The sequence below is a fragment of the Sphingobacterium alkalisoli genome (genome assembly GCF_005049105.1).
Taxonomy (GTDB): Bacteria; Bacteroidota; Bacteroidia; order Sphingobacteriales; family Sphingobacteriaceae; genus Sphingobacterium; species Sphingobacterium alkalisoli.
Window position 1 is genome coordinate 1,033,726 of sequence record NZ_SUKA01000001.1, and the last position, 14,561, is coordinate 1,048,286.

Consider the following 14,561-nt stretch of genomic DNA (forward strand, 5'->3'; position numbering starts at 1 on the left):
ATTGGCGTATAAACCTGGTGAAGCGTTCCGTATAAAATGAGAAAATACAGTTTATTATTTTATTTTTTTATTTCTATTGTACAATGTGTTGTCGCTATTGATACGTCGCGATATCGGTTTCATGTGATGCCCGAAACATCTTATTACGGTGGTATACAAAGTATTACAAAGGACAGTTTAGGGAGGATGTGGTATACCGGTCCCGATGCGCTCTTCATGTACGATGGGAATAGCTTCTACCAATTGAATGACATGGTTTCTGCCATCTACCCGAAGGTGAAATGGGGATATGGCACGTTGATTACAGATAAAAAAGGCAAGCTGTTTCTGACGACAAATCATGGGTTGTTGGCGTTCGATTATGAACAATTTTCATTTGATTTGCTTGTTCCCGGAAAAATGCGATCGGTATCACTACATGATGATAAACTATATATGTTGTCGGGAGATAGTATATTATGTTACGATCAAAAAAGCAAGAAGCTCGACGGTTTCCGACTGTCGACAGATAAGTTTATCAGCAATGTTATTAGTTTAGACGGTCGTCTTTATGTTTCCCAAGAAGGTCTTCTTTATCAGGTCGATATGGCGAAACGTGGCTTAAAGCTGTTTGCGGATTTCGGATCAGCTGCAAATACAGTAAATGATGCCGTTGAATATCAGGGGCGGTACTATTTTCTGACGCAACGCGGAGGTATTCATGTGACGGATGGCGCGGGCGCTGTCCAGCACCACGTTTCGGTAGCCTCTTCAGGAAACCTCTCTGCGTTGTCTAAAAAACTGTTTATCGATCAAACAGGTGTGATATGGGTAGCTACGCAAGTAGGTCTTTTTCTGTACGATCCGACCACTGAAAGCCGTAGCTTCCTTCGGTTGAATTTGAATGACGATTTTTCACCACCCAATAATTCAATCTGGACCATCCATGCCGACCCTGACCAGGGCGCGTGGATAGGTACCTACGGAGGTAAGATCGCTTATTGTTCTCTATATGATGCTCGAGTACGTTACTTTAACCCTAGTGCTGGTGGACTCAATCATCCGGTTGTTAGCGGCTTCCAAGAAGACCATTTGAGGAATATTTGGATCGGTACCGAGGGGGGAGGACTCAACTATTGGGACCGCACAAATGATTCATTCCGTCATTTTGTAGTATCGAAGTCAAACTCACCGAATTCCAATATGATAAAACGATTAAAGTTCGATGCTGACAACAAAACATTGCTCATCTCTGCATTTAGTGGCGGAATGATGTCATACAATATGGATCAGAATGTGTTCAACGATTTCCGCTTTTTCTTTCCGGGAAGCCAAGTGCCACTTACTATATATGATTTTGTGCAGGACGATCAAGGCTCATGGTGGATGTCGGATCCAGATAAGTCTTTTATATATAAGCGCACAAATCGACATATTGAAATGGTGAAGGTTCTTGGCGAAAATAACAACAAGCTGGATTTGGAAGTCGAAGCATTGTACATGGATAGGTACGACAACCTTCGTTTGGTTACGCATCAGGGATTATATGTGGTAGATCGCAATACGTTGAACGTGTTGAAACATTATGTTATTCAAGATGCGCCTTATTCTGCTAATTACCTATGCAGTTATCACGAAGCTTCCAACGGAGATTTATGGCTGGGGACGCTGGGAAGAGGTGTAAATGTTTTAAAAAAAGATGGTACCTACCTAAATTACAATGCTAATAATGGATTCCCAGCAAAGATGGTTTTTGGCATACTGGAGGATGACGTGTCCAAAAACATCTGGCTCAGTACGAGTGAGGGACTGTATTACTACGATCAGGAATTACAGGTGTTTGAAAAAGCACGATTTTATCAAGAGAATAATTGTGGATCCTTCTACATCCGTGCGGCTTTCAAGACACAACAGGGAGAAATGCTTTTTGGCGGAACAAATGGGTTCTTGCTTTTTGATCCCGCTTATTTAAACAAAAATCCCCAAAAGCCTCGGGTATTTTTTACAGGTTTCTTTGTCAACAACAGGCGAGTAACGGTTAATTCCAGTAATTCACCATTATCGAAAGACATTTCAAGCTTATCCAATCATAAGGACGAAAAAATAATCCTTTCCAGTAAACAGTCTAATATAGAGATCAGGTTTTCGACAGATAGCTATTTAGCGGCAGATAAAAACCAATTCGCCTATCGCATGCGGGGGCTTGGCGACAAATGGTTGTCGATCAATACCAATCAAAAATCGGTACAATTCTTCAATCTGCCCAGCGGTGATTATACATTCGAAATAAAAGCATCGAACAATGATGGTTTATGGGGCGACGAAATTTCCAGACTGTACCTACATGTAGATCCTCCGTTTTTTCTCTCTTGGTGGGCCTATTGTTCTTATGCCATAGTTGCGTTTGCGCTGCTGTTTTTCATTATTCGTTACTATACGAATAAGAAGGTGTATAAGGAGCGATTGGCTCTACAGGTGTTGAAAGAGAAGAATATGAGGGAGCTGAATCAGGCACGTACCGATTTCTTTACCAACATTTCCCACGACCTGAAAACACCGCTCACTTTGGTGCTCCAGCCACTTAAGCAATTGAAAGAGAGCTTGGTGACGAATGATCATGCCATCGGCTATATGCAACATATAGAAAAGAATATATCCCGTATTCAGCGAATGATTAGTCAGTTGCTTCGTTTTAGGGAAATAGAAAGCCAGAAAATTACCCTAAATCCTCAGGTTGGCGATTTCATCAACTTCGTGCGAGATGTCTTCGGTTTATTTGAGTTGTACGCGTATAAAAAGGAAATAGAAACAAGTATAGCCACGTATAAGGATCATGTGTATGTGGCCTTCGATTACGACGTTGTTGAGAAAATTTTAACCAACTTGTTTTCGAACGCACTAAAATATACGCCTAATAAAGGCTATGTAGGTGTTCGTATCTATGAATCTACTGAAGAAGAATTGACCAAGTTGTCTCGAGATCCGGATGAGCGGGGCATAGAGTATATTTCAATAGAAGTGTTAAATAGCGGGGACGGATTTTCCGAACAGCAAATAGCAACACTTTTTACCTCCTTTAACCGACTGTCTCCACATCGACCGACTTTTGAAGAAAGCTCGGGGCTTGGTCTGGCAATTGTAAAAGAACTTGTCAATGCGTTGGAAGGGAGGATCTGGATGGTCAATAAAACGGACAAGATTTCCTTTACGATCCTATTTGGCTTGAAAAAGGATACGGGCTCGGGCGATTTGCAAGGCAATGTGTACGATTATACGGTTTCGGAAATTGATGACATCATGTTGGATACGGCGAGTCGAGAAGGGACCGTTAAGAATCCCCGAAAAGCAAATAGTCTGCTGCTCATAGAGGATGACCCGGCAATGCGTACCTATCTGGAAGAACGGCTTTCAGAAAAATACAATGTCTACACGGCCAGTGACGGTATGGAAGGGATCACTAAAGCCGAAAAAATCTATCCGCAATTAATCATCACGGATTTGATAATGCCTCACTGTAATGGCTTCGAGGTCTGTCGCCGCTTGCGTCAAAATTTCAAAACCAGCCATATTCCTATTGTAATGATTTCGGGAATGGGTGATGATAATCAGAATAAGATTAAGGCGCTTGAATATGGAGCGAATGTATTTATCGATAAGCCTTTTGATGTCGAATATCTGCTGCAGCAGACTGGTACTATTCTAAAGAACCAGCAGGAGTTAAAGGAGAAATATAGCAAACGTGTCACCGTAGATCCTTCGAAAGTCACGATTACGTCTATGGATGAAGAGCTATTAGTCAAGGCGATGAAGCTGATTGAACTGAATATTGCAAATCCAAACTACTCCGTAGATGATTTTGTATCTGACATGAATGTAGGAAGAACGGTCTTATATCAGAAAATAAATGATATCGTGGGCATGTCCATTAAAGAATTTATTTTAAATATCAGATTGAAACGAAGCGCTTATTTATTGGAACAATCGGATTTAACAGTGGCAGAGATAGCTTATCAGACAGGTTTTAATAATGCAAAATATTTTAGTGTATGTTTTAAGAAACAATTTGAGATGAGCCCTTCAGAATTTAAGAAAAAATCTTCTGGCCTCACACCTAAACTCAACTCCGACGATCACGCTGAAATGGATTAAGGTAATGTGGTATTCGCCCTCATCATGCTATGGAAAAATTTATAATTAATGGTATCTTAGGAAGGATAAATTAATTATAAACTTTACCGCATTGTGGTAGACTTGCTTTTCCTATCTGTGTCGGAAATGGTCGTGCTATCCGAATCAATAACATCGAAAAGCATGTAGCTGTACTTGTACATGAAGTGGTCCAAACTACGGAACCATGATTAAATTGATGATGGCAATCTTTAAGACACTTACCAATTGCCTTAAAACATTAAATCTTATTTATAATCTATTAGAAAAGCAACTTTCAACAAACGAGGACGTACCTGTATCTGCATCTGTAGCCGTACCTGACGAATGCAATGTGCGGGATGCGGCATCTTATGATGAGGAAGAACTCCTGACGATTAAAGAGGCCATGGGAATTCTCGGTGTAAGTCGCTGGAAAATTTTTGATATGCGCAAAAAAGGTCAATTCACAAAGATTGAACGCGACGGACGTAAGCGTTTGATCAAGACCGAAGTGGATGCTGCGCGTGTTTGGTACAGTGCGCCGAAGGGAAAAGTGTAATTAGGGGTTAGTGACTAGGAGTTAGGGGACGTACCCTTCGCAGATTTAGGCATACCCATCCTGTATTTAGACGTACCTCATTTCATTTATGGGGTACGTCATTTCATTTAAGATATATGCTTTGTGGCATATGACGCACAGATCGGGGATTTAGGCATATGCTTCCTGCATTTAGATGGATGCCATTTCATTTAAGATGTGTGTCATTTTGATCGAAGTGTATACTCCGTGGCATATGACGCACAGATCGTGGATTTAGATATATGCTTCCTTCTTTTAGACGTACCTCATTTCGTTTAAGATGTACGTCATTTCGCTCGAAGTGTCTGCTTCGTGGCATATGAGATACACTTAGTGGATTTAGAAATACACTTCCTGCATTTAGATGGATGGCATTTCGTTTAAGATGTGTATCATCTCACGCAAAGTGTATGCTTCGTGACATATGAAGTGCACGCTGTGGATTTGGGCATACGCTTCCTGCTTTTAGACGTACCTCGTCTCGTCTGAAGCATATACCCCGTGGTCTATGCTATATGCTTTCCGGATTTAGACGCACGTCATTTCGTGTAAGGTATGCGTCATCTCGCACGGGACGTATGCTTCGTGGGATATGACGTACACTTCGTGGGATATGACGTACCTCATTTGGCGTAAGGCGTACTTCATTTCACGTGAGAGGTATCCTTCAAGCCATTTTTCCATGCATATCCGACCTGTTGCTTGTAAGGTGTTGTATGGCATTTCTACTAAAGTTGTTGTTTGTTGTACGGTGTTGTTTGAAAAATCTTTTCTCCCTATGGTCTTCCACATTTTTGGATCATCATCAATAGGGAGGAAAGAAAAATGGTTGAAACCAAAGCAAATCAAATTCGTGCGGAACCATCCGACGAAATAATCCAAACAGGAATGGATCCAGTAAGTCCACCCTCAAGTAAAAGAACACAATCAGTTAACATTAAACAATACAGTTATGCGTAAAGCAACAATATATCAAAGTTACGAGAAATGGGATGACTACTCCCTTTCTACACTGGCCGGGCGTACGCTCGCCTCTATGACCGATAATCTTAATTTTCCAGAACCTCGGCCTACAATGGACGACTATACCGTGATCGTCAACGATTACCGGGAGAAACACGAAGTCGCGAGTAAACGGGGCAGTCAGCTCGAGATTAAGGCTAAGGATAATGCCCGCGCACTGGTGCTGCAGGCTATGAAGGAGCTGTCCTTCTATGTGAATACCGTGGCAAAAGGTGATGGACAGGTATTGGCCAGTTCGGGCTTTGAGCTGGTGCCACCCCCACAATCCACCGCTTATCCGGGCATTCCGAAAAACTTGCGGTTGTTGGATGGGCGTGTCAGCGGCGAGCTACGTTTCATGTTTGGATCGCTGCGGATTGCCTGGGAATACGAATATCAATATGCTATCTCTTTGGATGCGAATGGCGATCCGGAGTGGGGGGAGCTGCACCGTACCACCAATTCCCGTGCAAACTATATTTCGGGACTGGCACCAGGCGACCGCTGTTATGTGAGGGTGCGTGCGCGAAATGGCAAGGGAACCGGCGATTGGAGCGAAGCAGTGTCGATTATCGTACGCTAATGACAATCGTTGTAAAACGTATTCGGCAGGGGAAGGAGAGTACCCTGTCCGAATGCTATATCGACGGCAGATTCATCTGCTATGGGCTAGAGGATTCGATCCGCGAAGTCAAGATCAAAGGCAGCACGGCCATACCGGCCGGTCGATATAGATTGAAGCTAAATACCTATGGTGGTATGAATGCCCGTTATAAGAAGCGGTATCCGACTCTGCACCGTGGCATGATCGAGATAAGCGACATCCCTAACTTTTCGTATGTGTATATACATATTGGCAACAATATTGGCGATACCTCAGGATGTCTGTTGGTCGGTGACCACTACAAAAAGGATGAGGACGGCGATTATGTGCTGGAGAAATCGGCCAAAGCCTATAAGCGGGTGTACGGTTTACTGCTGGATGCGGTAGCAAAAGGTGAAGCGTGGATAGTGATTGGTGATCAGGAGTTCGTGACTAGAAACTACTGACTAGGGGGTAGAACTGTTATTCTCGTCTTCGCGAGGAGCATAGCGACGCGGCGATCTTCGAGGGGTTGGTGACTAGTGACTAGGGGTTAGGAGTAAGGGGGATCAGGAATCGGGTAGCCGGAATCGGATCTCTGATTCCAGTTTCCGGTTCTCAAATCTCACATCTCAAATCCAAGGTCTTAATACTAAATACTATTGAAATACTTAATACTATGAAAGATATTATAAACAAAATAAGTCGTGCGGTACAGGTGATACTGCTGGCGCCAATTAAATTGCCGGGAAAGGCATTGAATATTATTAAATATGTCGCGGTGGGCTTGGGGATAATCGAGGCCGTACTGGATGAGGACAAACCGGAAGCGGAAAACCGGGAGCAGAAGGGTAAGGAAAGAGTTAATGCGGACATCGATGTCAGTGAAGATACCGAAGAGAAGCCAGAGCCGGACAGGAAGGAGGAGACTGATGAAACTTAACGAAGTGCGCATCAGTACGCTGGGTGGTGCCTTCTGCTCGGTATGGGCCTCTATTACATGGGGAGGTGTCTTAGAAACAATTGTGTTATCTGCGGTAGGTGCATTAGTCAGCTACGGTGTAAGCGGATGGCTCGGAAAGCTAAGGAAAAAGCAGTAAATAAAAGCGCGATCTTGTAAGATGGATCGCGCTTTTTTATTTGGCTTTACTAAGTCGCATACAGTGAAAAGAATATGCAATTTGTACATTGCGACATTAGTTAAACGTCTACTCATCTAATAGTTTGATAATAATATTTTTATCTTTGTTTTTTTATGGTTTAAAAAGGATTAGATCCGATAAGACATTCGATTCGTCATTGTACAATATTATAATCTCGTTACCTTTGCGTTTTGATCTCGGCACTCAATTAATAAAGTTTATAATCTACTTATTAATATATTTGTACGGATCCGGTGACCTAAAAGATTTAAAATGGCCAAACTTGATTTACAGTCGACCATACGCGGGGTGATAGCGGGAAGCGATAGTGCTTTTAGGGAATTGTTCGATGCATATCGCCCAAATATCTATACGACTGCTCTGCGTATTACCAACAACGAATGGATGGCTGAGGATATTGTACAAGACACCTTTGTCAAGGTATGGATGAGTCGCGAAGAACTGACTAATGTAACGAACTTTGAAGGTTGGCTCTATGTAATTGCTAAGAATATAACATTTAATATCTTAAAGAAGCAGAAAAATTACAAGGCCTACTTTTTAGCAGAATCAAAAGAGGCCCTTCTTAGGGTTTATCCAGAGGCTGACTACATGGTTCAGGATAAGGAATTCCAACTTATTTTACAGCAAGCAATTGACCGTCTTCCTCCAAAACAGCAGCAGACGTATAAGTTAATCAAGGAATTACAATTGAAACGGGATGAGGCAGCAACAGAATTAAACGTTTCTCCGGAAACTGTCAAATGGAACTTGGAACAGGCTATGAAAAGTATCCGCGCGTACTGCATGGTTCACCTTAAAGACTTACCCATTGTTGTTGTTTTGCATCTATTCTCAAAATATTTTTAAATCATACCCCCCAAAGACATTCTCCCGTTGTCTTATCTATTAATCGGCTTAAAAGACGAATCGAATCGTTGCCTAACTAATTTCGTGTTTCCTAAATAATAAATGTGATAATGGAAGTGATGGCAGTTGGTCGGAAATTTTAAATTATGCAGAATAATTCCAAAAAAGAAAGGATAAATCATCTTTTAGATAAGTGTATCTCGCAAAGGATTACGGCAAGTGAGCGTGAAGAACTGAATAGATACATCCAAGATGCTGATCAAAATGAGATTATCCAACATTCTCTACTACAATCTTTTTATAAAGAGAAAGAGTTAGTAGATATGCCTTTAGATCAGCAAAATATGATATGGAATTCACTTCGGGGCCTGGGACGACCGGCTACGTCTCCAAAAATCATACGCGCTTCTTTCTTAAAATGGATCGCTGTAGCTGCTGTTGCATTACTAATACTCGCTCCGCTCACTTTTCATATCAATACCAAACAAATTGATCAAGTATTTAGTCGGGGCCCTCGTGTAAAAAAACAAGTCGAACACGACAATAATACACAGCAGCCCGTCAATGATCGGTTTCCGGCAAAAGACCAAGCTGTTTTAACGATGTTTGATGGAACCGTACTACAGTTGGATGAACTGGAAATTGGCAAAGAAATACATATAGAAGGACTGCGTGTTGAGAAGCAAGGAAAAGGGGATCTTGTCTTCCAATTTAAAGAAACGGATAACCAAAAGGTATTTGCAAATAATAGCATGAATACATTGGTTACACCGCGCGGTGGCACGTATCATATCAAGTTAGCCGACGGTACTCAGGTACAACTTAATTCTTCCTCCCGATTAACATTCCCAAGTATGTTCGCAGATAATGCTCGAAAGGTTGAATTCGAAGGAGAGGGGTATTTTGAGGTTGCTAAAGATCCAGACAAGAAGTTTATAGTCGAAACCGTGAAGAACGGTAATCGCCAACAGGTTGTCGTGTACGGTACCCAATTTAACATATGTGCTTATCCAGAAGATGAGGGGATTACGACCACACTGATAGAGGGTAGTGTAAAGATTAGCAGTCATAAAAATGAACTATTTCTTAAACCGATGGAGCAAGCCATCGTGAAAGGTGAAGAAATAGCAATTTTGCCTGCCAATCTTGATGTCAATCTTGCGTGGAAAAATGATATGTTCTATTTCATAAATGAACCGCTCGCGGATGTAATGGCACAGGTTAGTCGTTGGTATGATATAGATATCGAGTATGTAGGTGAGGTACCGACATTTCGTTTATGGGCGCAAATATCAAGAACAAAAAAACTATCTGAATTATTGGAAGTGTTGCAACAAACCAATGACATACATTTTGAAATTGACGGAAAGGAGGTCCGCGTTATGAAATAATACTATTACCCTATTTTTACAACTAACAGAATAATTACAGTACTAACTAAACATTTACAGTTAACCTAAACAGCTTTCAATAGTTTAGTCAAGCTATTGGAAGGATAAATACATGGATATGCATATACGTACTTTATATAAAAAGTTCTTCAGGATATGCTTGGTAACCCTGGCATGCACCTGTATGTCTATTGAAAATGCAAGTGCTCAGACACAAAGGGTAACCATTGATAAGAAGGACATCACATTAAATGAATTTCTATCTGAAATTCGAAAACAAACCGGATATGATTTCGTTTTTACTTCCTCGAAGTTGGATTTCTCCAAGAAGATCAGTCCGAAGTTCAGAAACACCAATATTGTCGAAGTACTAAATGAATATTTCAACACACAGACAGGTGTCATTCATATTTTTAAAAATAAAACTATTGTCTTAATCGACGAAGACAAGGCAGAATATAAGACCGTACAGGGATCTATAATAGATGCAGATACTAAACAGCCTATTGGTGGTGCCACTATAGGTGTTAATGTTAAAAATATAACGGTCCGCAGTGATCAAGATGGAAATTTTGTGCTCAATATCCCAGAGTATGCAAGAGAATTGGAGATCAATTACCTCGGGTATCAAAAGCAATTTGTTCCTATTACCGCTTCGGTTAAATACAATATTGAACTTCATCAAAAAACAGAAGAAATAGAAGATGTTGTCGTGACGGGTATCTTTAATCGAAGTGCGGAGAGCTTTACTGGTGCTGCGCGAACAATTTCGGGTGAAGAACTAAAGAAAATATCAACAAATAACATATTTGCTGGGATTGCGGCTATCGAGCCTTCCTTTAGAATGTTAGCGAATAACGAACTAGGGGGTAATATAAATCAATTGCCTGATATCCAAATGCGTGGTCAGAATTCATTTCCAAATTTAGGAGGAGAACTGTCTTCAAACCCGAATCAGCCCTTATTTATCTTAGACGGATTTGAAGTGGCTTTACAACGTATTGTCGATCTGGATATGAATATGATCGCTTCTATCACTATATTAAAGGATGCTTCGGCTACCGCTATTTATGGTTCTCGCGGAGCGAATGGCGTCATGGTCGTAAATACCATAGCACCTAAGCCCGGAAAAGTACAGGTGACCATTAACAATGATTTTCGGCTTTCTGCTCCGGATTTATCGGTTTATAACTACTTAAATGCATCTGAAAAATTGGATTTTGAACAAAGAGCAGGTGTATATGACGCGTCGTTCGGTCAGGGGCATTACCGTAACGGTTTGATTTATAACGAGCGTCTAAAGAATGTAAAGCGAGGTGTAGATACAGATTGGGAAAAGATTCCTGTAAAATATGGTTATAACAATAGAACCTCCTTAAATCTACAGGGAGGCGATGAGTATTTGCGATACGGCGTTCTAGCTTCCGCTGATTTACAACAAGGCGTAATGAAGGGGCAGGACCGCAAGAATTATTCTGGACAATTTGATCTCACTTATCTGGTTCAAAAATTACAATTCAAAAACTCCATACGAGTTTATCAAAATTTATCTAATGAATCTCCTTACGGTAGCTTTGACAACTACTTAAAACAGAATCCTTATTGGAGTCCCTACGACGAGGAGGGCAATATACAGCGATATTTAGAAAATTATACCATCGTCGGCCAATTGTTCAGAACGACCAACCCAATGTATGACGCAACATTAAATTCGGTTAATCAAACAAAATACGTTGGATTTACTAATAATTTTCAAGTTAGATACAATATTTTGTCAAATTTTTACCTAGAATCGAACTTAAGCTTTTCTAAGCAGGTGGGGGGGACAGATCAATTTTATTCTGCGCAGGATAGCCGTTTTGAATCGATTACAGATCCTAACCGAAAAGGATCTTATACGGATCGTAACGATGAATCATCCTCTTACGAAAGTACAACAAACCTGAACTATAATTTTTCACGGGGAGCACATCAATTGTTCTCTACAGCCTCGTTGAATTTTGCTAGCAATAATACAAATTATACGCAGATTATTGCAGAAGGCTTTCCTCATGATCGGTTAGATAACTTACTTTTCGCGTATCAATATCAAGAAAATGGAAAACCAGCCGGCGATGAGAGTACGGTTAGAAGGGTAGGGATATTATATAATGCTAATTATAGCTATGACAGCCGGTTTCTTGCAGATATTTCGATTAAGCGAGATGGATCATCTCAATATGGCACGGATAAACGGTTTGGAACATTTTGGTCTACAGGTTTGGGTTGGAATATTCACAATGAAAAGTTCTTTCAGCGGAATGATTTTGTAAATCGTTTGAAACTGCGTGGGAGTTATGGTACAACGGGATCATTAAACATTCCGGCATATGGAGCCCAAACACGTTACACTTATTCCTCTACAAGTAGCTATTACGGTGATCTGGGGGCTGTAATAACCAATTTAGGTAATAGGGGTTTGAGCTGGCAGAATGTTTATAAGTTGAATCTTGGCTTGGATGCCAGCATCCTAAGAGAACGTCTGGATCTTAGGCTAGATATGTATAGAGAAATTACCAGAAATTCATTGACGACGATTACCTTGGCTCCCTCTACCGGTTTTTCGAGCTATTCAGAAAACCTAGGAAAAATACAAAATACAGGATTTGAATTTTCAACTCGTTATAAGATCATCGAGAAGAAGGAAAAAGGAACATTGTGGTCTGTTTATCTGAATGGTTTCACTAATCAAAATATCTTAAAGGAGTTGTCTAACAAACTAAAGGCTTCTAATGAGCTTTTGAATGGCAACAATGTAGCACAGACAAATCCTAATGTTCTTTTTCAAGAGGGGGAGTCTCTAGATGCTATATATGTCGTGCGATCGTTGGGCGTTGATCCGGTAACCGGCTCAGAGATCTATTTAACAAAAGAGGGTGAACGTACTTATACATGGAATGCAGCAGATAAAATATCAGCGGGAGTTAGCATTCCGAAATGGAATGGTAATTTCGGATCCAATGCTGCATATAAGGGGTTTGAATTGGGGGTGATTTTTAATTATCAATTTGGGGGCCAGTTATACAATCAAACATTGGTAAGCCGAGTTGAATCGGTCGACCCAAGACTGAATGTGGATAGGCGTGCATATGATTTAGGTTGGTCCGCTCCCGGAGCAGAAAGCCAGTTTACCCGTATCGGAGTTAATACAATTCCGACAAGATTGACCTCTCGGTTTGTTCAAGATAATAACCTACTTAGACTTAGCTCATTGTCGTTAGGATATAATTTTTATAGTAAACCATGGTTAAAAAAAGTAGGACTGCGAAGCTTACTGATTACGGCGTTAACTAATGATATCTTCCAATGGAGCTCTATTGAAATAGAGCGGGGAACAGCAAATCCGTTTGCCAGAACGTTCGCCCTTTCGCTACGTGTCGGTCTTTAATATATTAACAATTATGAATATGAACAAAATATATATCAATGTAATCCTTGCAATACTTTTAAGTGTATTTTTGGGCAGCTGTGATAAATATCTCAATGTAGAGCCGAAGTCTAGTCTTTCTGAAGATGAAATGTTTGCCTCAGAGGCCGGTTTTCAACAGGCACTATCAGGTGTGTATGCAAGTCTTGCATCACGAAATTTGTACGGCGATAATTTTACAATGGGATTTGTTTCGGCTTTGGCCCAAAACTATGCTACATCAGGCGAGGGTAATTTATTCGTGGAGACTAGAGCTTATAATTATACCTCTTTGGAAGTCTCGGAATATGTAACGGGAACGTGGTCCGGCGCCTACAATGCGATCGCGTCGGTAAATAATATTTTAAAATTTTCTGAATCCAATCGATCGGTGTTGTCGAACAACAGCTATCAGCAAATCCGTGGCGAGGCTTTGGCCATTCGTGCGCTCCTCCATTTTGATTTATTGCGCCTCTTTGCTCCGGCATACGCTGTCGATCCTTCAGCACAGGCTATTCCCTATAAGGTATCTATAGATCAATACTCAGTTGGGCCGTCATCGGTTTCCGAGATAATTGGCTTTGTATTGAGCGATCTTAAAGAGGCCGAAACTCTTCTTGAAGGTCTTGATCCCATTTTTGCGAATACGATGCAAAGGCGATTTAAGCTAAACTATTACGCTGTCAAAGGGCTTCAGGCAAGAGTATATCTGTATAAAGGTGAAAATTCAGAAGCTTACACCGCTGCGAAGACAGTTATTGATTCCGAAAAATTTCCGTTTGTGGATCAATCAGCTGTCAATACAAGTTCTGCCGGTATTAAAGATAGGTTGTTTATGTCCGAGTTGGTGTTTGCACTCAGGAACCGGGATTTATCTAGTTGGGCGGTAGATGCTTATTTTACCTTTTACATCAATTCAACATATAGGCTCACACGTCCTAGCGCGGATATAGCTACGATCTATGAGGCCAATACTAATGATCTTCGATACGGAAACCTATTTGAGAATAGCTCGGACGTGCTTTTTCCGTCCAAATTTTGGCAGACTTCTACATCCACTATAGATAGTACTAGACTAGATCGAATGATTCCTGTTGTCCGGATGAGTGAACTTCGCTATATAATGGCTGAAACAGCACCATCTTTGAGCGAGTCGTTAGATCAGCTTAACCTTGTTCGTTTAGGACGGCATCTAACGGAGTTTCCTAAAGATGCATCAACCTTAAACAGCACATTTATTCAAGCGGAGATTACAAAAGAATATCAAAAGGAATGTTACGCTGAAGGACAGTTGTTCTTTTTTTATAAGAGACTTAATTTTTCCCAAATACAGTTTGCTCCGACGACTTTTGGAACTTCCGTATATGTACTCCCTATCCCCGAGAATGAAAAAGAATTTAACAATTACTATCAGTAGATT

General features: G+C 40.9%; 10 protein-coding genes. All 10 read left to right on the top strand.

Annotation, left to right across the window (positions count from 1 at the left end; translation table 11 throughout):
• The first annotated feature begins 36 nt into the window (after positions 1-36).
• The 10 genes from FAZ19_RS03900 (at position 37) to FAZ19_RS03940 (ending at position 14,558) form a co-directional block, all read left to right on the top strand.
• Complete coding sequence (locus FAZ19_RS03900) at positions 37-4,128, top strand: hybrid sensor histidine kinase/response regulator transcription factor (RefSeq protein WP_211245422.1); 4,092 nt, start codon at positions 37-39, stop codon at positions 4,126-4,128.
• A 205-nt stretch (positions 4,129-4,333) separates the two neighbouring features.
• A complete protein-coding gene (locus FAZ19_RS03905) occupies positions 4,334-4,687 on the top strand; it encodes a helix-turn-helix transcriptional regulator (protein ID WP_136819273.1) in 354 nt (117 codons plus the stop codon).
• 973 nt (positions 4,688-5,660) lie between these two features.
• Positions 5,661-6,293, top strand: coding sequence for a fibronectin type III domain-containing protein (locus tag FAZ19_RS03910; RefSeq protein ID WP_136819274.1), 633 nt, complete (start codon positions 5,661-5,663; stop codon positions 6,291-6,293).
• Positions 6,293-6,760, top strand: a complete 468-nt coding sequence (locus tag FAZ19_RS03915; protein WP_136819275.1) for a DUF5675 family protein — start codon at positions 6,293-6,295, stop codon at positions 6,758-6,760. Before FAZ19_RS03910 ends, FAZ19_RS03915 begins: the two co-directional genes overlap by 1 nt.
• 212 nt (positions 6,761-6,972) lie before the next feature.
• Positions 6,973-7,236 carry a hypothetical protein gene (locus FAZ19_RS03920; RefSeq protein ID WP_136819276.1) on the top strand — a complete coding sequence of 88 codons (264 nt, stop codon included), beginning with the start codon at positions 6,973-6,975 and terminating at the stop codon, positions 7,234-7,236.
• Positions 7,226-7,393 carry a hypothetical protein gene (locus tag FAZ19_RS23775; RefSeq protein WP_169305555.1) on the top strand — a complete coding sequence of 56 codons (168 nt, stop codon included), beginning with the start codon at positions 7,226-7,228 and terminating at the stop codon, positions 7,391-7,393. Before FAZ19_RS03920 ends, FAZ19_RS23775 begins: the two co-directional genes overlap by 11 nt.
• Before the next feature lie 315 nt (positions 7,394-7,708).
• Positions 7,709-8,305 (top strand): RNA polymerase sigma factor, encoded by a 597-nt coding sequence (locus FAZ19_RS03925; protein ID WP_136819277.1) that lies wholly within the window; start codon positions 7,709-7,711, stop codon positions 8,303-8,305.
• 146 nt (positions 8,306-8,451) lie between these two features.
• Entirely contained in the window at positions 8,452-9,696 is a 1,245-nt protein-coding gene (locus FAZ19_RS03930) for a FecR family protein (protein ID WP_136819278.1), read from the top strand.
• Between the two features lie 184 nt (positions 9,697-9,880).
• Positions 9,881-13,123, top strand: a complete 3,243-nt coding sequence (locus FAZ19_RS03935) for a SusC/RagA family TonB-linked outer membrane protein (RefSeq protein ID WP_188876063.1) — start codon at positions 9,881-9,883, stop codon at positions 13,121-13,123.
• A 19-nt stretch (positions 13,124-13,142) separates the two neighbouring features.
• The gene (locus tag FAZ19_RS03940) at positions 13,143-14,558 is read left to right on the top strand and encodes a RagB/SusD family nutrient uptake outer membrane protein (RefSeq protein ID WP_169305557.1); all 1,416 of its coding nucleotides are present in this window, start codon (positions 13,143-13,145) and stop codon (positions 14,556-14,558) included.
• The last annotated feature ends 3 nt before the right edge of the window (positions 14,559-14,561 follow it).